Source organism: Corynebacterium sp. HMSC076C10 (assembly GCF_001812455.1).
In the GTDB taxonomy this organism is placed as follows: domain Bacteria; phylum Actinomycetota; class Actinomycetes; order Mycobacteriales; family Mycobacteriaceae; genus Corynebacterium; species Corynebacterium jeikeium_D.
Window position 1 is genome coordinate 17,596 of record NZ_KV809097.1, and the last position, 20,294, is coordinate 37,889.

Genomic DNA, 20,294 nt, shown 5'->3' on the forward strand with positions numbered 1-20,294 from the left:
CAAGATGAGCGGATGCGCAACCATTTAAGCAATACAATTAATGCGAAATTCGTAAAAAATGCTGTTCAGAGGTGTCTGTCACAAGTTTATGAACGCGGCGGCTGAGTGCGGCGAATCCATTTACTCACGCGCTTGAAGCGCATTCCGGCCGCGCCACCCAGGTCGTCGTCAAGCGGAATGTCGAGGATGGAAGCCCACGTTGGCAGCATTTCTTCCTCGTACCGGTGGCCGTGACCACCGGGGACGGTGACGGAGGCGAGGCCGTCGATAAGCACCTGCCAGAAGGTGACGAACGGGTGCCAGCGCATGGAGGGGAGAACGTCGCGGCCGACGCGCTCTGCAAGCCAGTCGGGGCGGCGCCAGGCCAGCGGGTAATCCCACCAGACGATGGGGTCAGAGGCATGCTGCAGGAACGCGACGCGCGGGAATTCCCACGGCCCGAACTTGGTGCCATAGAAGGAGTGGTACAGCTCATCGGGGCGCGTAGCGAAGCGGATGTTTCGCCCCTCGTCGATGATCGGAGCGATTTCCGGGGATCCCTTTGTCCGGCGGTGCGTCAGCTCTTTCCACATTGCGGAGAACTGCGGTGTGCCAGTCCAGACAGCACCGTCGACGCGTGCGAGCATGTCGGCGGAATTCTCGAACGCGCCGAGACCGCCAAACCCGCCGAGGGATTCACCGGCGACGTAGACCTTTGGCCGGTCGTTTTCCGGCATTTTGTCGACTTCCTGCAACACCCGATGGATAAGAGTGTGGCCAGCTGCGATTGGGGTTTCGTGGTCCGTTAGCCACGCCACAGGGGAGGGCAGGTCAGAGTACTGCAGAGCGACAGTGGCGCAGTTGCCAAGGGTCAAGAACTCTGCAGCCTGTGCCGACCACGGTGGCACCCAACCTGTGCCGGTGGTGGTGAAGACAACCAGGTGATCGCGCCGGAACGCGCCGGTGCGGTGCATCTCGCGGATGATGAGCTCCGCCTGTTCCCGCAGAGAACGGCCTTGCACCTTGCCCGCATAAATGCGGATGGGTTCCTGCAGTTCGGAGAGCGGCTTGCCAGTAACCACTGCCAAATCTCGGGCACGGGGGCCTTCGGCGACGAAGACGCGACCCTCGGCACCGAGTGCGTACCACGGCTCCAGAGACCATGGGCTTCCAGAACGTTCCGGCTCCCACGGCTGCATGCGACCTGGAACGACCAGGGTATTCAGGTAGCGGGACTTCTTGGCGATGGACTCCAAAGTCCGACGGATAAGCAGTCGGTCAATGCTGGCGGCCACAGCACCACCGACGATGGCACCACTGAGAACCGGGGCGAGACCGCGAGGAAGCCAGGGGCGGAGGTTGTCCCGCAGCAGGTCATAGCCGCGGTTGGCCAGCGCGGAGAGCCCCCGAGTGGTCAGGTAAAGACCACTGGCAATCATTGTGGAGGCGAACTGGCTGCGTGCGGATTCCTGCTCATCCTTGCCCACCAGGCGACCAATTTCGCGCTGCTGGGAAATGGAGCGCAGCCACAGCGCCGCGGTGGTGGCCGTGGTGGCCACGTGCCAGGTCACGGCCAGTGCGCGTTCGTGACGAGGTGCCAGCGCAAAGCGGCTGAGCGAAGTGCTGGCCAGACGCCGCATCGTCGTGTTGTAGCCATAGCCGATGGCCACCCCGGTAACATGGCCCGCCAGCTGTGCCAGGAAGGTCACAGTAACGGTGGCGGTCCGAGTGCGCGGCATCAGCGAGGGGCTAAAGGCAGCCCATGACGCAATTTCTGCACCAATTAGACCAGGGTTGGAGGGGATGCCCGCCCGCAGTGCGCTGCGGATAGTGCCAGGGCCGGTACCTAGGAGGCGTTCGCGAAAGACTTTCGCGGCCATCAGGCTGCCGGTGCCGACTGCGCCCAGCGCTTTGGCCATGCCAGCTGTGCCAGCGACTCCTGTAATTCCTGTTCGCGCTGCTCGTGCAGCTCGCACTGTCCTGGCGGTTTCGATTGGCTGAGCTACAGGTGTGTCGCCCGTAGACGCAATCGAGGGCGCAATCGAAGTAAATGCGCGACGCAGGAATCCCATGACTCCCATCATGACAAAATTTTTTCCACGGGGGTTATTCATCCCGCGCCAGTTTTCCGCACAAAGCGTAGCCTGTGGGGTGTCGCAACGTTTCCGAATCGGTTGAGAAGGATCCGAGGGCTATGAAGCTATCCACAGGAAATAAGGTCGTGCTGATCGGCGCTGGCGACGTCGGCGTGGCATACGCGTACTCGCTGGTCAACCAGGGCACTGTCGACCACTTGGCAATCATTGACATCGACGAGAAGAAGACGATGGGCAACGTCATGGACTTAAACCATGGCGTGGTGTGGGCGTCGTCGCGCACCAAAGTCACCCAGGGCACGTACGCCGACTGTGACGATGCCGCGCTGGTGGTTATCTGTGCAGGTGCGGCACAAAAGCCGGGCGAGACTCGCCTGCAGCTGGTGGACAAGAACATGAAAATCATGAAGTCCATCGTCGATTCCGTTATGGACAGCGGTTTTGATGGGCTCCTACTGATTGCTTCCAACCCCGTCGACGTACTCACATACGCCGCGTGGAAGTACTCCGGGCTGCCACACAACCGTGTCTTCGGCTCCGGCACCATCCTGGACACCGCACGTTTCCGCTACATGCTGGGTGAATACTACGACGTTTCCCCGATGAGCGTGCACGCATACATCATTGGTGAACATGGCGACTCCGAGCTGCCGGTGTTGTCCAGCGCCAACGTTGCAGGTGTCGGTCTGTCCAAGCGTCTCGCCGCCGACCCAGCGCTTCACGACGAGCTGGAGGACATCTTCATCCGAACCCGTGATGCCGCCTACGAGATCATCGATGCCAAGGGCTCCACTTCCTACGGAATCGGTATGGGGCTGGCCCGCATCACGCGCGCCATTTTCCAAAACCAAGAGGTAGCTCTGCCGGTCTCCGCATACTTGCAAGGTGAATATGGCCATGAGGACGTGTTCATCGGAACACCAGCCATTGTGAACCGCCGAGGAATTCGCCGCGTTATCGAGCTTGAGCTGGACGAATACGAAAAGAAGCAGTTGGACAAGTCCGTTCAGACGCTCCGAGATGTGCAGGATCCATTCTGGAAGTAACTGCTGGTAGCGAAAGCGCATGTCTTCTCGACATGCGCTTTCGGCCGTCTCATTTGAGAATGAGAATGCCCACCTTCTATTGGCCCGCGTGGCCGACTCTGGCCAACGCTTCGTCTTAAACCACAGGAGTGCCTTCTCTATGGCAGCGCAGAGCCCTCAAGACACAGCAACTGACAACACTGAAAGCGGCGCGGCCGTACCGCGTCTGGATGACCTCATCAGCAAGGTCACTGATTTGATTACAGAGTTGGACGACGTCTCGGTGGAGGCATCTGCACTGCTCGCAGAGGTGCCGGAAGAGCGCCGTCGGCACGCGGAAAACCTACTGCACTACGCGCACCTGCGCACAATTGACATCCGTGAGCTGCAAAACAGTTTGCACGACCTCGGCGTGACCAGTCTGACCACGGTGGAGACTTTCACCCGGGGGCGCCTTGAACTTGCCCTCAACGCGCTGTTGGCCCTGGCGGGGCGCACCTCAGATATCGATGTCGCCCGCATTATTGCCGATGATGAGCGCGCGGATATTGCCCTGGATAACAACGCCACCGAGCTGTTCGGTCAGGAGCGCGCGGATGTCACTTCGCACATTATGGTGACCCTGCCCGCCGAGGCCGCCGACGACGCAGAGTTGGTGGAGAGCTTCGCTGCTGCCGGCATGGATCTCGCTCGCATCAACTGCGCCCACGACGGCCCTGAGCAGTGGCGCCGCATGATTGACAACGTCAATGCTGCAGCTGAGAAGGCCGGCCGCCGCATCTTTGTGTCCATGGATCTGGCTGGCCCGAAGCTGCGCACAGGCGATATCGAACCGGGGCCGCGCGTGGGTCGCGCCCGCGTTGTGCGTGACGACGCCGGCACGGTCATCTCCAAGTCCAAGATTTGGCTGACTCCACGTCTGGATGGGCACCCCAAGCCAGCTCCGAACGATTTGCCGGGGCGTCCTGCTTTGCCACTGGAAGCAGATCAGGGATGGTTGGAACAGCTGCAGCTTGACGATGTCATTACGCTGCATGACTCCCGCTCAGCGAAGCGTCACTTCACCGTTGTGCGCATCGACACCGACGTCGAGGGCGAGGTCGAGGCGGTGCTCGCCGAGGGTGAGAAGAACGCCTGGATCGCCGAGGGCACACACCTGCGCAGCAACTACGAGGTCACACGTGCTGGCGGCGTGCCACCGACCGTGCAAAAGCTGCGTTTCCACACTGGGGATGAGTTCATTCTCACCAGCCGCGAGGAAATCACCACCATTCCACGCACCGAGGATGAAATTCCACGAGTCTCCTGCTCGCTGCCGTCTGCCGTGGCGGCTCTGAAGCCGGGCGACCCGGTGCTTTTCGACGACGGTGCACTCGGCGCTGAGGTGGTTGAGGTCTCCGAGACGTCGTCAAGCGAGGATAGCCACGTCGATGCCCGCTTGCGTGTCCAGCGCACCAAGCCGAACGGACAGCCGTTGGCGGCGCATAAAGGCATCAACCTGCCGAACACCGACCTGCCGCTCAATTCGCTTACCGACGAAGACATTGAGCATCTGCGCTTTGTAGTGGAGCACGCGGATATTGCTGCGGTGAGCTTTATTCGCACGCAGGAGGATGCTGAGTACGTCTACAAGGTGCTCGATGAGATTGCGACAGAACATGAGGCTGCAGGCCGCGAGGATCTGGCATCGCGGGCTCGGGACCTAGGTGTTGTGCTGAAGATTGAGACTATTCCGGCATTCCAGAATCTGCCGGGAATCATCATCGCCAGCATGAAGCGCGCCAAGTCCGGCCTGATGATTGCTCGTGGTGACCTGGCTGTGGAACTGGGCTTCGACCGAATGGGTGAGGTTCCAGGCCAGATTCTGACGCTGGCGCAGGCAGCCGGAGTGCCGACCATTCTGGGTACTCAGGTGCTGGAGAACATGGCCAAGGCTGGCCTGCCGTCCCGCGCGGAGATTACCGATGCGGCTTTCGCCCTGCGTGCCGAGTGCGTGATGCTGAACAAGGGGCCGCACATCACCGAGGCCATCGCGATTTTGAACAACCTGGCCCGGAAGATGGGCCGTTCGCAGCGTAAGAGCCGCATCATGCTGCGGAAGATTCGCAGCTGGTCGGACTAGTGGCGGGGTTAGTGGCCGGGCTAGTTTAGGTAGGTTAGGGGAGCGCACCCAAAAAACGCCGTTGGAGAAAAGACTGCGGAAGAAGCCAGCCGCGCGAGAGAGACGCGAGAGAGGAGCCCTGCGGAAAATGTCTAATGAACAGGCAGAAAACGCGGGGTGGGCTGTGCCGCCGCAGTCTCCAAAGCAGCAGCCGCAGCAGTCCCCACCTCAGGTGGTGCTGCCACCGCAGCAGAGCTGGCAGCCGAATACCTCGGATTCGACCATCACGGGTGCGACGCCGCGCTGGAAGGCCGATGAGATTGTTCGCAAGCGCGCGGACAGCGTCTTTCGATGGGCGATGGGCGGCGCCGGAGTATTCGCCGCATTTACCGTTTTCGTCTGGATGAGCATCCTGAGCCCCGGTCAGGACCTGGTGGTTTCCCTCCTCGGCGAATTTGGAGCATGGGCTTTCGGTCTTTGCGGAATGGTTTCCCTCATTGGGCTGGGTTTTTCGGTCTACAAGACCCTCCAGGTGCTGCGTGACCGCGCAACGTATGCTCGCCCACTGCTGTCGCGCACGGCAACGGATGTGCGCACGATGCACATGTGGCCAGTGCGCAACATCACGGGGCCCGTGGTCGCGTTGGCTGAAACAGGAGTCACTGCCGTAATGGGGCCAGGTCGCTTTATCTGGTACCTGGCCTGCGTTTTGTGGCCACTTGCAGTGGGGTGGTTTATCGCAGCCGACGTGTCCCGGACGTACTTCCAGGCCGGAATCATCACCGTTCTAGCTTGTGTGACGACTGCCCTTACTGCGCGGCTACTCGGCTACATATTGGCTCCCGAGGAAGTGCATCGCAACATCCCCGTTGGGGCCGGTCGCGAACGCACCCAGCCCGGTTTCTGGTCCAAGGGCTTCATCCCCAGCGAAGCTACCGATGAACAAGGGGAGACGGGCGCAATGGCCGTCGACAAGCAGCTTTTCGAAGGAACGGCGAGCGAATTCGTCGACGATTTTTATAAGTAGCCCAGGCAGTCGCGAATTACGGAGAGCGAATAGGTATTCTGTGGCCTTGTGGGAAAGAAATCTCGTAAGAAGAATAATCAGGCCCCGGAGGGCATGAGCCGTCGTCAGGCGAAGCTGGCAGCCCGCGCTGCTGAGCGTGCAGCGCTGCTGGGCAATCCGCGTCCGTTCAAGGACTTCGACGAAGAGGCTGACATCGTGGCTGTCCGCGAGTTCGCTCCGGCTGTGGTCATTCCGGTCACGGTCGCTGACGCCGAGCGTGACATCAAGCTCTGCACCGTGCTGCCAGGTGGCGTTGCTGCCCTGACGCGTGCCGCTGACCAGGGCAATGAGGCTTTCGTCGCGCTGCAGACGCAGGCTCGGACCAATGATGGCGCTGCGGATCTCTCCCGTGCGCTGGCATGGGCCCGTGACGCAGAGCCGGGCCAGCAGCTCTCCGCCGCCACTGACGGCGAGGCCGCACCGCTTACCGACGTCCTGACCGCCGTGGATCTCGACAACCTGGAGGTCCACCAGGACTTCGAGTGGTGGATTCCCAAGGGCATTGAACGCACCCCGATGATCGAGCAGAACCTGGCCGTGGCTAACGACGCGATTCTCCCGTCATACCGCCTGGATGCGAAGGTCGCTGGTGCTGTGTGGTGGATTGATCCGGGCGAGCGCGCCCACATCCGCTGGGTGCGCCGCGAAGATGAAAGGCCACTGCTGGACGCCCTGGCACGCGTGCACGCTGCGGACAACCTTTCGCTGGGAGAGGGCACCAAGTTCGCTGGTGTCTTCCGCACCGATGGTCTGCTGGTGCCGGTCTGGGACCTGGATAACACCAAGCCGCACGACCACTGGATTGCCGCCGTGGAAGAGGCCGACAAGCGTATCGCTGAGGCGCTGGCCAGCGAAGAACCGCTGACCGCCGAAGAGCGCAAGTCCCGTGAGACCATCGTGTCCCGTCAGGTGACCATTCGGAACTAGGCGTAGCTGGTTTAAGAACTAACGCGTGTGGCTCAGCAAAATGCTAAGTCACACGCGTTAGTTGTCTCGAAAGCTATCCGAAGCTGTTTTAGCTGCCCTCTTGGCTATCTCAGCTCCGCAAAAAGTGCTGGCGCTTCGACTTCGTCCCAGAGCAGCACATTGCCCGCATAACCGGTGTCCATGGCGCCTGAGGTGGGCACGGTAAGAGAATCGGAACCGAAGAGCATGCGCAACATCAGCCAGGTCAGGTGCCAGACATGGTCACCATCGCCGACGAACACGGCCTTAGTGCCAGCATTGGCCAGGCGAATCCAGCGGTAGGGGTTGAGCCATACCGCAGGTGATTTCAGCCGTCCCATCAGCGCGCTCATGAACTCACGCTGCCGCTCTACGCGGTCCAAGTCTCCCTGGGCGGTAGCACGCGTGCGCACGTAACCCAGGGCGCCCGCGCCGTCGAATTTCTGGCAACCGGCCTGGATATTCAGGCCCGCCAGCGGATCGTCGATGGCTTCTTCAGGGCACATCTCGATACCGCCGACAGCATCGACGACACCGGCGAAACCGCCAAAGCCAATTTCGGCGTAGTGGTCGATGTGGATTCCAGTGTTTTTCTCTACGGTATCGATGAGCAACTGGGGGCCACCAAATGCGAATGCCGCATTGATCTTGTTCTTGTCATTGCCCGGGATATCCACGAAGGAGTCACGCGGGATACTGACCAACTTCGGCTTACCGAGCACCGGAATGTGGGCAATCATGATGGTGTCGGTGCGCTGGCCGAAATCACCACTGCCCGTCGACAGCTTGGCAGCATCTTCCTCTGACAGGCCCGTACGAGAGTCTGAACCGACGAGCAACCAGTTGGAGGACATCGTATTGGCAGGGCGGTCTGCCAGATCTGAGAACGCATCGACCCTGGTCAGGCGGATGTCGACAAGTGCCATCGTGACGACAAGGAAGATGACGAGAAGCAGGATGATGGATTTAAAGCGCAAGCGTGGCAGTCGCAAGCGTGGCATGCGGAACCCAGACCTGACGCCGGCGCCGTCACGACTGCCACGGCGTCCACCACGGCCAGAACTCGCTGCTTGTGGGGCACTGTAGTAGTCCTGTGACGAGCCGCGCGAGGAAGATTGGAAATCCGCATCCGGATTATATCCGGGTGGGGGAAACCGCGGATCGCTGCCAGCGCGTCCGCTACCGGCCCGGTTCATTGGTGGACGGGACTCAATGCGCGTTTCGTTCAGTGGCGCCTGCCGACGTTCCGGTTGCGGCCTAGACCTGCGCGGAGGCATAGGCGCTGGGCGGGCTGCCCCTGCCCTAGATGGGCGGTCGGAACGGGGCGGGATGGGGCGTCGTGAAGCGCCACGCGAATCGGCCTCACGGGGGCCGGCATGCTTCGGCGACGCCTCGTCCACACGGCGGTAGATGGGGCGGCCATAGCGATCTTTAAGCGGCCTACCGTATCGGTCGCGGGCAATGCGCGAGTCGTCGAAGTTGCCTTCCATACCAATAAAGAATAGGCAACGACAGTGGACTAAGAGAACCGAGACAGCAATACAAGTCTTGGTAGCGCTGGCGTTACCCTGCATGCGACGTGCTGAAAGGGGTTGGGAACGAAGAAGAATATGCTGGAAATATGTCCGCAATGAATCAGAACAACGAACGTGCAGTCAACGAGTCGGATGTTTATGTCAAGAGCCGACATGGTGTCCCGCGGGACTTCTTCGCCTGTGAGGCGGCGGGGCTGGGTTGGCTGCGCGAGGGTGAAGCTGACGGCGGTGCGCGCGTAGTGGAGGTGCTGGGCGTGAGCGGGCATGCGCTGAAATTGCGTCGAATTGAGTCGACGGTGCCGACTCCACAGGCGGCGTACGATTTCGGAAAATCGTTGGCCATTACCCACAATCTGGGCGCCGCTGGCTGGGGTGCCGGCCCCGATGGATGGGAGGGGCACGGCTACTTCGGTCCACTGGATCAGCCCCTGCAGATGGACCTGACTCCACGGGAGAGCTTCGGTGAATACTGGGCGAGAGGACGTCTACTGCCCGCGCTGGGAAAGTTGGAAAGCTCCTACAATAACCGTCAGCTAGATATCTTTGAACAGCTCATTGAGCGACTCTTGGCTGGAGATTTCGACAACGAGCCAGATGCTGCGCGTGTCCACGGTGACCTGTGGTGGGGAAACCTCATGTGGGATGCAGACGGCGCGATCTTGATTGACCCCGCGGCGCACGGCGGAGCCCGCGAGGAAGATCTGGCACTGCTGGCGCTATTCGGGGCAACGCATTTCGACGAGATCTTGCGTGGCTACGAATCCGTACATCCGCTGCCGGATTTCGCCGAGAGCTGCGAACTCCATCAGCTCTACGCCGTGCTCATGCACGCGGTGCTATTTGGTGGCGGATACGCCGGACAGGCGGCGGCAATGGCGGCGAAGTACGTGCGCTAGTTGGCGTTAGCAGCCTCCAGCACGCTAGCCATCTCCAGTAGCTCTGCCTCGCCGCAGCGCACCGCACCGATGTTGACGCTGGTGGCGGGGAGCTTCGCATTGGGCGTGCTGCCGCTAGTGTCCGGCACAGCAATGGGCACGGACACGCTTGCCCACCCAGTCAGATTCCACAGCGACAACCACGGTGTCCACCGGGTTTGCTCGTCAAAGTCCTCCCACGGCGCCAACGCAGAGAAATGCCCAATACGCGGAGGATCAAACGCCAGCGTTGGCGTAATCACCGCATCGACTTCCCAACGCGACCGAATCGCGCCGGGCAGAGCCATCCGCTGCTGATGTGTCGCCGCCGCCTCTGCTGTGGAAATCTCCTGGCCACAGGCTCGAATCCACTGCACAATCTCGGAGTAGTCCGCGCGCGGCAATTTCGTGGCCATTCGCGTGATGGTCCGTCGAAAAATCTCGAACACGTCCGGACCTGCCGGATCGTAGGGGCTGGGCACTTCCACCACGTCGTACCCGGCGTCGGCAAGACGGTCAGCCGCCGCCCACGCACCGTTTGCCCAGCGCTTATCGACGTCCACCTCAGCATGAAAAGGGCTGACAGTGACACCGATGCGAAGGGGACGCTGGGGCCGTCGGAAAGCATGCGGGGTTGCGGAAAGTGGCACCCCGGCCAGCAGTGCTGCGTCATCAACTGTGCGAGTGAGGAAGGCGGGCGTGGAGAGATTTCCACCCGCAATATCGTGTGCTGGCTTCAACCCAACGAGGCCACAGCAGGCGGCGGGCACACGGATAGAACCGCCGCCGTCAGAGCCCAGAGCTGCGGGAACGACACCAGTTGCGACAGCAACCGCGCTGCCGCCCGAGGAACCGCCGGGAGTGCGTGGCGTGGTATCCGGCTGATTGGACAGCTGATTGGGCGTGGCGAAGTAGGGGTTTTCCGGGGCCGTGTAACCAATCGGCTCGGTGTAGGCCGTCATCCCGACCTCGGAGGTGTGCGTCGTCGCCGTGAGGACCGCGCCACGAGCCAGCAGTTTCGCCACGGGTTCAGAGGTTTCGGTGGCGGTGAAAGCCAAGTTGGTCGAGCCCATCGTGCATTCGACCCCAGCGATGGTGAATAGGTCCTTGATTGCCACTGGCAGACCTAGGAGGTCACGCGGGAGTCCGTGGCTAGCGCGCCGGGCGGGTTCGGATCCGGCAGTGAGGCTGCGCGCGCGATCGACAGCGTGCTCGGCCAAGGACGTGGCAATACCGAAACGGGCGGGATTGGTCGCGGCGTCGTCGGCAAGCGTGGCGAATTCCGAAACGATTTCCGATACCGAGATTGCGCCACTGCGCACGGCTTCAGTGAGGGCGCGGGCGGGCATCTCGGAAGAAGAGGTCATGCAATAAGTGTAGAAGCCCTCTAATCTGAGCTTATGACGACGGTTACTTATTTGGGTCCTGCGGGCACATTCACCGAGCAGGCGCTGTGGGACATGGCGCGTGCTGGCGAGATTGATCCGGCAGGGGAATCCGCGGTCAATGCGGTGCCGGTGGATAGCCCCGCGGCTGCGCTTGGAGCCGTGCGCCGAGGGGAAGCGGACTTTGCCTGCGTGGCTATCGAGAGCAGCGTGGACGGTCCCGTTACACCAACTTTTGATGCCCTCGCCGCTGGGCCAGAGCTGCAGGTTTTCCGCGAAACCGAGGTCGGGGTGGTGTTCTCTATCCTGGTCCGTCCCGGTACGACGGTGGAACAGGTGCGTACTTTTACGACACATCCCGTAGCGTATCCGCAGGTCAAACAGTGGGTGGACGCCAACCTTCCGGGCGTGGAAGTTCACCAGGCCAGCTCCAATGCGGCGGCGGCCCACCAGGTCGCCGAGGGCACCCGCGACGCTTGCGCTGCCCCGGCCCGCGCGGGTGAACTGCTCGGGTTGGAGGCGCTGGCTACTGAGGTCGCCGACGTGCGCGGTGCCCGCACCCGTTTCCTGCTGGTGGGGCGCCCCGGCGTGCCGACGCCGCGCACCGGCGCCGACCGCACCTCGGTCTCCTTCACGCTGCCGAACCAGCCCGGCACATTGATGCGCGCCATGAATGAGTTCGCAGTGCGACAGGTCAACCTCACCCGCATCGAGTCACGGCCGACACGCGAGCTTTTCGGCCTCTACCGCTTCTACATCGACTGCAACGGCCACGTTGATGATGCACAGGTTGCCGCGGCTCTCGCGGCACTGCACGAATACGCCGAAGATTTGCGCTATCTGGGGTCTTGGCCAGTCGCTGAGGGCGGTCGGCGCAGCATTATGACCCCGCCACCGGATATTTCCCAGTCAATTGAGTGGGTCGACGCGCTTAAGGAAGGACGAAGGTAAAACATGACACCCGCCGCGCCCGAAAATCCAGTTGGACAGCTGCCTTTCCTCGATGACCGCCCAGACCGCCCTGAATCTGTCATGCCGGTTGATTCCCAGCGCATCATTTTCATCCGCCACGGGCAGACCACCGGCAACATCAACCGCCGTCTGGATACCGCATTGCCGGGCGCACCGCTCACCGACCTCGGTGTGAGGCAGGCGCGCAGTCTGGGACGTCTTTTGCTTCCCGACGTGCACAGAATCGGTGACATCGTCACATCCCATGCCCTGCGTGCCCGCCAGACTGGCGCAGGCGCGGTCGCGAGTTTGCACCACCTGGGAGAGACATCTGTTCGCATCCGCCATGAGGGTGGCCTCCACGAGATTCAGGCCGGTGACCTGGAGGGGCGCAATGATCGCGATGCGCACATGGAGTACATGCGCGCCTTCTACCAGTGGCTCAATGGGGAGCTGGAGTACCGCCTTCCCGGCGGTGAATCCGGTGCTGACGTGCTGAATCGCTACCTGCCGACGATACAGCAGCTGCTGGAGCAGGCAGGAGCGACAGGTGGTGAATCCAAGGAGTCGAAGGAGGGCGGCAACAAGGATGTCGTCATTGTCAGCCATGGCGCGGCTATTCGTCTGATTGGGCAGTATCTGACCGGGGTGAATCCGGAATACGCACTGCGGCACCGCATTGCCAATACTGAGCGAATCGAGCTGGTTCCGAGCGCTGTGGACGTCGGCAAGCGTGCCGGCATTGAGCCGGGCACGTGGGATGTGCGCCGCTGGGGCGACAGCGAGTTGCCTTAGACAGGCAGCTGGGCGGCGACTGTCACCGCTGGCCGTTATTGCTGGCCTTCCTGAATCTCGCGGCGCTTCTGAGCTGCCAGGCGTAGGCGTTCCGTGCGACGCTTGGATTCCTCTTCGTTGATTTCGTTGAGGAGTTTTTCTTCGTCATCATTGATGTTCAGTGCGGCGCGCCCGATGAGGGCAACAGCCGCAGCGGCGACGAAGCCGAACCACGCGTTGTCGATATCGGTGAAAATCATCAGAACGATAGAGACAGCGACGATGATGCCTGCAGCAGAGTCAACAATGTTGAGCTGGCGGCCCTTTTTCATCAGAGTCTGCAGCTCTTGATCGACACTTTGGTGCTGCGGTTTAGCCGGGGTGCCCTGTGAACTCTCGGGAGAAGTCTCAGCGGGCAGGTCTGCGAAGAGTGTTTGTAGTTGGGAGCGGGTTTTAGCGACTGCGGCAGCTTCGGCGCGCTTGGAGAATTCATCGACATCCAAGTAGCCGTCAGCGAAATGATTGCCGAGACGCTCCATGGCAGCGTTGCGCTCCCTATCGCCGACCCTGATTTCTGGCTTCTCGCTCGAGTTGTCGCTCATAGTTGCCAAGGCTACAGGGAAGAAAGCTGCCGTGAAGAAGTCGAGAGGGGCGAGGCCGTGCAGGAGAGCCGAACTTATCCGTAGCCGAGTCGGTCCAGATCCTCCTCCTCGAGGCCGAAATAATGCCCGATTTCATGCAGGAGAGTGACCCGAATCTGCTCCACCAGCTCCTCTTCGGTGTGACTGATACGGCAGAGCATGTCGCGGTACAGGCTGATTTGGTCAGGCGGACCCCAGTGGTTGTTAGAACGCTCGGTCAGAGGAATGCCCTCGTAGAGTCCCAGCAGTGTGGGCTCGTCGAGGTTATACGGGTGGACCTGGATGATGACCTGATCGAGCTGGTCGAGAAACTGCGTGGGGATGCGGTCGATGGCCTCATCGACAAGCGCATCGAACCGCTCCGGGCTAACGTCAACCATTTATGGTGCTGCCTCGCAATGTCCTGTTGTTCTACTGTCCTGCGGGAGCGACTGCGTTATCCACAGTGCCTGCTTCAGCACCAGTACCGTCGGCACCGACCGCACCGACGTCACCTGTGCCAGCGCCAGCGCCAGCGTCACCCTGCTCCTCCCGCAGCGGATTGCGCGGCGGCGGAGCCACGGGCGGCTGGCCGTCGATAGTGAAGGACTCGTTAGCGTGGCCATTGAGAGTGGAGAACCCGCCCTGGCCATTGTCTTTAATCAACCAGCAGTTCACACTGCGCGAGCCAGCATTGAGCGACTCCTGCGACAGGGACGTCCAAAATGGCAACAGCGTTGAGTTATACAGCGGGTCGTCACCGCCGAGGTAATTCTGCGCGAGAGTCACACACTGTTCCGCGAGCACATCATTCTGCTCCTGGTCAGTGGGGACGTTGTCACCGAAATGGTCGCGGAGATTGACAATTCCCGTCGACTCCATCAGGTGATCTTCCACGCAAGGCACCTGGCGGATGGCGCCGCTTTCGTCCAACGTCACGCAGCGGCCGCCCTCGAACACGCGGGACTGGTCCTGCCCGGCCGCAGGACCGGACATGTGCGCCGTGTTGCCGTCTTCATCGACGACCTGGATACCGCACAGGAAGGTTCGATCACCCTTTTCCCACTGGCTAGGCGAAGGAATGATTGGCGCCGTGATAAATCGACCGTCCGGATCGTACTGGCCGCCCAGGTATTCAGTCACGGTGTTGCGACACACGCCATTTTGCAGAGCCACCAAATTGTCCGCTGTCGGGTAGTTGGCAGTTTTTGCGTATTGCCCCGGATGTTCCTCGTAGTCGGCGAGGTTCAGTTTCTTGGCGACCTCATAAGCGTGTGGCTGCTCACAGGGCACGACGCGGAAGTCAGAAACATTCAAATCTTCTGCCAGATTCCAGTCCAGACAGTTGCCCGCGGTTGCGCTGGTGAACGCCGTCGTCTCCTTGTCAACGATGGTCGTCGTTGTCGACGATGACGCGCTTGCCGACGAGCCCTTGCCCCCAAGTGGCCCACTCGGTGGCTCGATGACTCCCGCTTGCAGCGCGAATGCCATTCCCGCGGCGCCGACCAGCATTGCCGTCGACAAAGCGCGCATTCCCCAGCTTCCACGCGAGTTACGGGAAGCGTTGGCATCGTTGCTGGCTGCGGAGGATGCACCAGCGCTGGCATCTGCGCCAGTACCTGCACCGGAGTCAGTGTCTGTGGCGGCAGCGTGCTCGCGATCCTGGTTCATATTGTCATCAGCCATAGTGACCCCATTGTGCACCGCCAATGAGCCTGTGGACAAGGTAACGCTAAAAGCGACAACGCTGCCATGAGCGTTGATGCCGTTGCAGGGAGCTCAGTCATCGACGCTCTGCCCGAGTTTGCGGTCCAAATTTGCTCAAGAGCTTTAAGCACTACAATAGTCCGGTATTCGTTCGCTACCCGAGGACACGAGTCTTGACCTGGACTGCACTACTCAGCCTGCTGGGCGTCCACATTATTGGTATGGCCTCACCAGGGCCTGACGTCTTCTTAATCCTGCGCCTTGCCACCAAATCCCGAAAGCACGCGATCGCAGCGGTTGCGGGTATCAGTACTGGCGCCACTATCTGGATGACCCTCACAGTTTTTGGGTTCGCAGCTGTCATCACCGCCAATCCTTTGCTGATGGGCGTAATCCAGCTCGTTGGTGGCTGTTATCTCATTTACATGGGTATCAGTATGGCCAAGGCAGGCATCAATACCCTCCGCGAACTGCGCGCCGGTGCCGCACCAGCCTTGGGAAGTGAGGCGCTCCGGTCACCGAAGGCGACGTTCCGCCAGGGTTTTTTCACAAACATGTCGAACCCGAAGATTGTTCTCTTCCTCGCGGCAGTGCTTTCACAGTTCATTCCCGCAGGCGCATCCGTGGGGACGCTTGTGCTTTGTACGTTGGTGCTAATCGTCTCCCAAATCGCTTTCTTCCTATTTATCGCAATCGTGGTGTCGACGGATGCCGTCGTCAAGCGAATGGTGCTGGCAGGGCCGTGGATTGACACTGTCGCCGGCGTGATCTTCCTCGTCCTCGGCGCGCTGCTGGTCGCCTCAGGAGCGGAAGCGGCACTCTAGCAAGCCTTGTGCCTGCTTGCCGACGTAAACCAGGTACTCTAGGGGACGTGATTGATCTCAAATTTCTCCGCGAAAACCCTGAAGTAGCCCGCGAGTCCCAGCGCACCCGTGGTGAGGACCCGGCATTGGTCGATCAGCTGCTGGAAGCTGACGCTAAGCGCCGTGAGGTTATTGCCTCCACCGACGCGCTGCGTTCAGAGCAGAAGGGCTTCGGCAAGAAGATTGGTCAGGCGTCGAAGGAAGAGCGCCCGGCCATGCTGGAGAAGGCCAAGGAGCTTTCCGACGCCGTGAAGGCAGCCGAAGCGGAGCAGAAGGAAGCCGAGGCTGAGGTCGAGCGCCTGCAGTACCTGATTGGCAACATCGTTACGGGTGCGCCCGCCGGCGGCGAAGATGACTTTGTCGTGCTGGAGGAAATCGGTGAGATTCCACAGTTCGACTTTGAGCCCAAAGATCACCTGGACCTCGGTGAGTCGCTGGGTCTTATTGATATGGAGCGTGGCGTCAAGGTCTCCGGTTCCCGCTTCTACTTCCTGACCGGTTACGGTGCCATGCTGCAGTTGGCCATGATGAACCTGGCTGCTCAGAAGGCAACTCAGAATGGCTTCCAGCTGATGGTGCCGCCGGTGCTGGTTCGTCCGGAGACCATGTCGGGTACTGGCTTCCTCGGTGCGCACTCCGATGAGATCTACTACCTGCAGGAAGATGACCTCTACCTGGTCGGTACCTCGGAAGTCGCGCTGGCCGGCTACCACTCCAACGAGATTATTGACCTGTCGGAGGGGCCGCGTCGCTACGCTGGTTGGTCTTCCTGTTTCCGTCGTGAAGCGGGCTCTTACGGCAAGGACACCCGCGGTATCCTGCGCGTACACCAGTTCGACAAGCTGGAGATGTTCTCCTACTGTCCGCCGGAGCAGGCGGAGGCAGAGCACCAGAAGCTGCTGAACATGGAGCGCGAGATGCTGGCCGCGGTCGATGTTCCGTACCGCATCATCGATGTTGCTGGTGGTGACCTGGGTGCATCGGCTGCCCGCAAGTTCGATACCGAGGCATGGGTGCCGACGCAGAACACCTACCGCGAGTTGACCTCGACTTCGAACTGCACGACTTTCCAGGCTCGTCGTTTGAAGACCCGCTACCGCGATGCCGATGGCAAGTCTCAGTACTGCGCCACCCTAAATGGCACGCTGGCCACGACGCGTTGGCTGGTCGCCATTCTGGAAAACCACCAGCAGGCCGATGGTTCTGTGGTGATTCCGGAGGCGCTGCGTCCGTTCATGATGGGCAAGGAAGTTCTCGAGCCGGTTAAGCGAGCCGGTTAAGCGAGCCGGTTAAGCAGGTGTGGCCCCACCCCAGTTCATCCGCGACTTCACGACACCTATGTCACCTCATGCCACCTCCACAGCTGGCACGAGGTGACATAGGTGTCGTGAAGTGGCTTTTTCGGGCGTGAGTCGTGTAATTGCTCTAAAAAATTAATTGGGGGATTGAGAAGGTAAAAACACCAGGAAGGTTGAGTGTAGAAACACAACCGAAAACACAACCGAAAACACACCTGAACCAGGGGGATAGCCTCACTCGAGGTGGTAGAGGTTGTTTACAACATTCGGATTACAACAATCTTTCTGATGAGTCTTTCACCTGCTGATGTCTCCTGCACCGTGATTTAAGCCACCCCAGCTTTCTTCCACGTAGCCTTCAGCCCGGCGAAGAGAGGTAGGGCAAGGCATGCGGCCGAAGCCGCGACCGATGCCACGGCAACACCAGCTTGGACTAATGCCGGATTGGTCTTGGAGTTTTCTTCCGAGAGGACGCCGATCAGCTGAGATGGCGCAATTGTGCTTGCGAGCGCGCCTAGAGACGCAACGCGCAGAGTATCTTCGCGGTCATCTGTCTTGAGCAGCGAAGCAGCTGAGAATCCAGCTCCGACCGTAGAAACCACGAAGGGAAGAAGCAGAGTTTCCTTCGGTGCTGTCTTCTGAACTGCCTTGCCGTTTAGCTTCCATTTCGTGTGGACTTCTGCAGGCAACTGCTTCCAGGACATAGCCAGCGCGACTCCGTGCGCAACCGTCACGGCCGCGGGGAGAAAAGCGGTCGCCTGCAGTGCGCGAGCTGGAATTTCAGAGATAACCTCACCGTCAATATCGTCCGGTCGGACAATCCCCAGCTTGGTCGCTACTGCAGCCCAATTGATAGACCAGCCAAAACCCAACAGGTGAGGCTGGAGGATCCGCGGGTCATCCATGTTCCACAGGGAAACGCGACCGCTTTTGGTAAATACTCGAAGCGGGTTGGAGAGGTACCTGCGCAAGGTGCTTGGTTCACCAACTTGTTCGGCTACGCAATTCGCGTAGTCGGTTGCCGTTCCCAGCTCTTCGGCCAGGTCCGCGTGGACGTCGTTAAGCTCTTGCAGAAGACTCTCCTGCTCGGCGATGATCGCCTTGCGTTGTGCGTGCGATATGCCGATTTCGCGCAGTTTGTGGTCAATGGCAGTGAGGTAGGTGTTCATTGGGGCTCCTCGGAAAATAGTGCGGTCATGTCGGCGGATAGATCGATGAAGTCCTGATGTAGTTGCGTGAGTGTTTGTTTTCCTTTGGCTGTCAGTGAGTAGTACTTGCGAGGCGGTCCCTTGGGGGATTCCTCCCAGCGATTGCTGATCAGGCCGTTGGTGGTCAGCCGCGAGAGTAGGGGGTAGACGGTTCCCGCGGGCGCGCTGAGGTGGGGGTAGGCGTTGAGCTTTGCGACGAGTGCCGCGCCATAGAGCTCTTCGCGAGAAATCAGCTTGAGAATGGCGAGCTCAAGTACCCCTTTCTTCAGTTGTGTCTGTGGACGTTTGGGCATTGCGTGGTGCTTTCTTTCCGGCGGCATGGAGGAATCTGCCAGGCAGAATACTTTTCATACCTAGTACCTTGTAATACCAACTATACGCACAGTAGTTTGTATTGCCAAGTACTGCATGCTTTATACGGCGCGGAGAGGGCAGGGCAAAGAAAATGAGGGGCAATTGTCAGAAGACAATCGCCCCTCATTCCACCGGGTTAGCTCTATGGAGAACTCGTAACTGCTAGGAAGCGGTTCGGTTCCTATTTGGCGTTCATTTAGATGCGCGCATCAAGCCAGGCAATAGCCGTCGCAATGGCCTCGTGCTGTGCCGGCTCGTTGAAGGTCTCGTGGAACTGGCCTTCGAACTCGATCAGCTGCTTGTCGGTGGACGAGATGCCGTTGTACCAGTCGCGCGAGAAGAACGGCGGCACAATCTCATCCTGGCCACCCATCATGACCAGGGTCGGCTCAACAAAGTCGACGGAGTTGGTGCCGTTGTAGGTGGCGGCAAAAGCCATCTGCTGAGCCATGCCGAGCGAGAGCTTGGAGTTGTTGTACGGATCAGTTTCGTACTCATCACGCACTGCCTGCGAAGAAGAGGTCTTCGAACCCAGCGGGTTGCCAAGCTGAATCAAGTCGCTGCCGGGTAGTGATGGCACGCGCATCTCGGTGCGGTTCGGCACTTCCTTGAGCATGCGAGTGTTGAATGTGGTCATGTCCTGGAATGGCAGGCGCTGGTAAATCGTCGGCTGCGCCTCGCGCTGGACATCGGTCATGGCCTCTGGGGTGATGGTTTCGCCCTCGTCCGTGCCACCGTAGGGGTTGAAAAGAGCGCCACCACCGTTGGCGACAATGCCATCGACACTGCCCGGGTACTTGATGCCGTGGAAGTCCACGGCAAGGCCGCCCATGGAGTGGCCGAGCAGGAAGGTCTTCGTGCTCGGGTTCTCCGCCTTGGCCTTTTCGACGAGCATGTGCAGGTCATCGACAAGCGAGTGGAAATCATCAATATGGCCACGGGCAACTGGGGTTCCTTCGACCTGGCCCGAGTGGCCGTGCCCACGGTGGTCAATGCGGTAAACGTTGTAGCCGGCGTTCAGCAGCTTGCCGGTTACCCACTCGTAGCGACCCAGGTGTTCTGCAGCGCCATGCACGACGACGACAGTGGCTTTGGCATTCGGGATGGTGTTGGACTTCCAGTAAATCTGGGTGCCCTTGCCATCCTGTGAGGTCATGTAGCCGTCGGTGACCGTAACGTGGCGTCCGTCAACCGTAGTGGTTGGTGCCGGGGTGGTGGGCAGCTCGACCATTGCAGTGGACTGCGGGTCGGGAGTTGGTTCCAGCGGGTTCTTGATGAAGTCCGTTGGGGCTGCTGATGCTGCCGGGGTGGCCAGGGCCAAAGTCAGGGCGGTGGTCACACTCGCAGTGAAAATTGATGCGCGACGCATGATTGCTCGTTTCTGTTTTCAATCGAGGAGTGGATGATAGTTATAATAATTTTATTATAACAAACAAGCCCTGAATTTATAATAAAAATAGCCCGGAAAACCGA

At 60.2% G+C, this 20,294-nt stretch carries 18 protein-coding genes; 9 read left to right on the plus strand and 9 right to left on the minus strand.

The window, feature by feature from the left end; genetic code table 11:
- Positions 1–86: 86 nt before the first annotated feature.
- Complete coding sequence (locus tag HMPREF2857_RS02490) at positions 87–2,063, minus strand: alpha/beta-hydrolase family protein (RefSeq protein ID WP_070642697.1); 1,977 nt, start codon at positions 2,061–2,063, stop codon at positions 87–89.
- Positions 2,064–2,173: 110 nt separating this feature from the next.
- On the opposite strand from HMPREF2857_RS02490, the gene HMPREF2857_RS02495 reads away from it, so the two are divergent.
- From HMPREF2857_RS02495 to HMPREF2857_RS02510, 4 genes are all read left to right on the plus strand, one after another.
- Positions 2,174–3,121, plus strand: a complete 948-nt coding sequence (locus HMPREF2857_RS02495) for an L-lactate dehydrogenase (protein WP_070628400.1) — start codon at positions 2,174–2,176, stop codon at positions 3,119–3,121.
- 139 nt (positions 3,122–3,260) lie between these two features.
- Positions 3,261–5,222, plus strand: coding sequence for a pyruvate kinase (locus tag HMPREF2857_RS02500; RefSeq protein WP_083310486.1), 1,962 nt, complete (start codon positions 3,261–3,263; stop codon positions 5,220–5,222).
- Positions 5,223–5,349: 127 nt separating this feature from the next.
- Positions 5,350–6,228: a hypothetical protein gene (locus tag HMPREF2857_RS02505; RefSeq protein ID WP_070642593.1), complete on the plus strand. Its 879-nt coding sequence runs from the start codon at positions 5,350–5,352 to the stop codon at positions 6,226–6,228.
- A 48-nt stretch (positions 6,229–6,276) separates the two neighbouring features.
- Positions 6,277–7,194: a DUF5926 family protein gene (locus HMPREF2857_RS02510; RefSeq protein WP_070642595.1), complete on the plus strand. Its 918-nt coding sequence runs from the start codon at positions 6,277–6,279 to the stop codon at positions 7,192–7,194.
- A 104-nt stretch (positions 7,195–7,298) separates the two neighbouring features.
- Here HMPREF2857_RS02510 and HMPREF2857_RS11280 read toward each other — a convergent pair whose 3' ends face one another.
- Positions 7,299–8,213, minus strand: a complete 915-nt coding sequence (locus tag HMPREF2857_RS11280) for an LCP family protein (protein ID WP_246819580.1) — start codon at positions 8,211–8,213, stop codon at positions 7,299–7,301.
- Between the two features lie 620 nt (positions 8,214–8,833).
- On the opposite strand from HMPREF2857_RS11280, the gene HMPREF2857_RS02520 reads away from it, so the two are divergent.
- Positions 8,834–9,643 (plus strand): fructosamine kinase family protein, encoded by an 810-nt coding sequence (locus tag HMPREF2857_RS02520; protein ID WP_070642600.1) that lies wholly within the window; start codon positions 8,834–8,836, stop codon positions 9,641–9,643.
- On the opposite strand, the gene HMPREF2857_RS02525 is transcribed toward HMPREF2857_RS02520, so the two are convergent.
- The gene (locus tag HMPREF2857_RS02525; RefSeq protein ID WP_070642603.1) at positions 9,640–11,028 is read right to left on the minus strand and encodes an amidase; all 1,389 of its coding nucleotides are present in this window, start codon (positions 11,026–11,028) and stop codon (positions 9,640–9,642) included. The genes HMPREF2857_RS02520 and HMPREF2857_RS02525 overlap by 4 nt on opposite strands.
- Before the next feature lie 33 nt (positions 11,029–11,061).
- Between HMPREF2857_RS02525 and pheA the strand changes: the two genes are divergently transcribed.
- On the plus strand, positions 11,062–11,997 hold the full coding sequence (pheA, locus tag HMPREF2857_RS02530) for a prephenate dehydratase (protein ID WP_049190938.1): 936 nt from the start codon (positions 11,062–11,064) through the stop codon (positions 11,995–11,997).
- Between the two features lie 3 nt (positions 11,998–12,000).
- Positions 12,001–12,792, plus strand: a complete 792-nt coding sequence (locus HMPREF2857_RS02535) for a histidine phosphatase family protein (RefSeq protein WP_070642605.1) — start codon at positions 12,001–12,003, stop codon at positions 12,790–12,792.
- A 35-nt stretch (positions 12,793–12,827) separates the two neighbouring features.
- Here the strand turns inward: HMPREF2857_RS02535 and HMPREF2857_RS02540 are convergent, their stop codons facing one another.
- The 3 genes from HMPREF2857_RS02540 to HMPREF2857_RS02550 form a co-directional block, all read right to left on the minus strand.
- Complete coding sequence (locus tag HMPREF2857_RS02540; RefSeq protein ID WP_083296870.1) at positions 12,828–13,373, minus strand: DUF1707 SHOCT-like domain-containing protein; 546 nt, start codon at positions 13,371–13,373, stop codon at positions 12,828–12,830.
- A gap of 74 nt (positions 13,374–13,447) precedes the next feature.
- Entirely contained in the window at positions 13,448–13,792 is a 345-nt protein-coding gene (locus HMPREF2857_RS02545; protein ID WP_016421667.1) for a metallopeptidase family protein, read from the minus strand.
- 31 nt (positions 13,793–13,823) lie between these two features.
- Entirely contained in the window at positions 13,824–15,077 is a 1,254-nt protein-coding gene (locus HMPREF2857_RS02550) for a septum formation family protein (RefSeq protein ID WP_246819582.1), read from the minus strand.
- Positions 15,078–15,271: 194 nt separating this feature from the next.
- On the opposite strand from HMPREF2857_RS02550, the gene HMPREF2857_RS02555 reads away from it, so the two are divergent.
- Both HMPREF2857_RS02555 and serS read left to right on the plus strand, forming a co-directional pair.
- Positions 15,272–15,922 (plus strand): LysE family translocator, encoded by a 651-nt coding sequence (locus tag HMPREF2857_RS02555; RefSeq protein ID WP_016421665.1) that lies wholly within the window; start codon positions 15,272–15,274, stop codon positions 15,920–15,922.
- A gap of 47 nt (positions 15,923–15,969) precedes the next feature.
- Positions 15,970–17,241 carry a serine--tRNA ligase gene (gene serS, locus HMPREF2857_RS02560; RefSeq protein ID WP_048731242.1) on the plus strand — a complete coding sequence of 424 codons (1,272 nt, stop codon included), beginning with the start codon at positions 15,970–15,972 and terminating at the stop codon, positions 17,239–17,241.
- Positions 17,242–17,585: 344 nt separating this feature from the next.
- Here the strand turns inward: serS and HMPREF2857_RS02565 are convergent, their stop codons facing one another.
- The 3 genes from HMPREF2857_RS02565 to HMPREF2857_RS02575 form a co-directional block, all read right to left on the minus strand.
- Entirely contained in the window at positions 17,586–18,428 is an 843-nt protein-coding gene (locus HMPREF2857_RS02565) for a DUF5808 domain-containing protein (RefSeq protein ID WP_070642610.1), read from the minus strand.
- On the minus strand, positions 18,425–18,760 hold the full coding sequence (locus HMPREF2857_RS02570) for a PadR family transcriptional regulator (RefSeq protein WP_049190945.1): 336 nt from the start codon (positions 18,758–18,760) through the stop codon (positions 18,425–18,427). The genes HMPREF2857_RS02565 and HMPREF2857_RS02570 overlap by 4 nt, the downstream gene beginning before the upstream one ends.
- Positions 18,761–19,017: 257 nt before the next feature.
- Positions 19,018–20,190 (minus strand): alpha/beta hydrolase, encoded by a 1,173-nt coding sequence (locus HMPREF2857_RS02575; protein WP_048732793.1) that lies wholly within the window; start codon positions 20,188–20,190, stop codon positions 19,018–19,020.
- Positions 20,191–20,294: the final 104 nt, after the last annotated feature.

What these genes read in the sequence shown, in the direction of transcription:
- HMPREF2857_RS02520 (WP_070642600.1), top strand. Translation starts at nt 8,834, where the DNA reads ATGTCCGCAATGAATCAGAACAACGAACGTGCAGTCAACGAGTCGGAT.
- HMPREF2857_RS02565 (WP_070642610.1), bottom strand. Translation starts at nt 18,428, where the DNA reads ATGAACACCTACCTCACTGCCATTGACCACAAACTGCGCGAAATCGGC.
- HMPREF2857_RS02495 (WP_070628400.1), top strand. Translation starts at nt 2,174, where the DNA reads ATGAAGCTATCCACAGGAAATAAGGTCGTGCTGATCGGCGCTGGCGAC.
- HMPREF2857_RS02550 (WP_246819582.1), bottom strand. Translation starts at nt 15,077, where the DNA reads ATGGCTGATGACAATATGAACCAGGATCGCGAGCACGCTGCCGCCACA.
- HMPREF2857_RS11280 (WP_246819580.1), bottom strand. Translation starts at nt 8,213, where the DNA reads ATGCCACGCTTGCGACTGCCACGCTTGCGCTTTAAATCCATCATCCTG.
- HMPREF2857_RS02540 (WP_083296870.1), bottom strand. Translation starts at nt 13,373, where the DNA reads ATGAGCGACAACTCGAGCGAGAAGCCAGAAATCAGGGTCGGCGATAGG.
- HMPREF2857_RS02500 (WP_083310486.1), top strand. Translation starts at nt 3,261, where the DNA reads ATGGCAGCGCAGAGCCCTCAAGACACAGCAACTGACAACACTGAAAGC.
- HMPREF2857_RS02575 (WP_048732793.1), bottom strand. Translation starts at nt 20,190, where the DNA reads ATGCGTCGCGCATCAATTTTCACTGCGAGTGTGACCACCGCCCTGACT.
- HMPREF2857_RS02545 (WP_016421667.1), bottom strand. Translation starts at nt 13,792, where the DNA reads ATGGTTGACGTTAGCCCGGAGCGGTTCGATGCGCTTGTCGATGAGGCC.
- HMPREF2857_RS02525 (WP_070642603.1), bottom strand. Translation starts at nt 11,028, where the DNA reads ATGACCTCTTCTTCCGAGATGCCCGCCCGCGCCCTCACTGAAGCCGTG.
- HMPREF2857_RS02490 (WP_070642697.1), bottom strand. Translation starts at nt 2,063, where the DNA reads ATGATGGGAGTCATGGGATTCCTGCGTCGCGCATTTACTTCGATTGCG.
- HMPREF2857_RS02505 (WP_070642593.1), top strand. Translation starts at nt 5,350, where the DNA reads ATGTCTAATGAACAGGCAGAAAACGCGGGGTGGGCTGTGCCGCCGCAG.
- pheA (WP_049190938.1), top strand. Translation starts at nt 11,062, where the DNA reads ATGACGACGGTTACTTATTTGGGTCCTGCGGGCACATTCACCGAGCAG.
- HMPREF2857_RS02570 (WP_049190945.1), bottom strand. Translation starts at nt 18,760, where the DNA reads ATGCCCAAACGTCCACAGACACAACTGAAGAAAGGGGTACTTGAGCTC.
- HMPREF2857_RS02535 (WP_070642605.1), top strand. Translation starts at nt 12,001, where the DNA reads ATGACACCCGCCGCGCCCGAAAATCCAGTTGGACAGCTGCCTTTCCTC.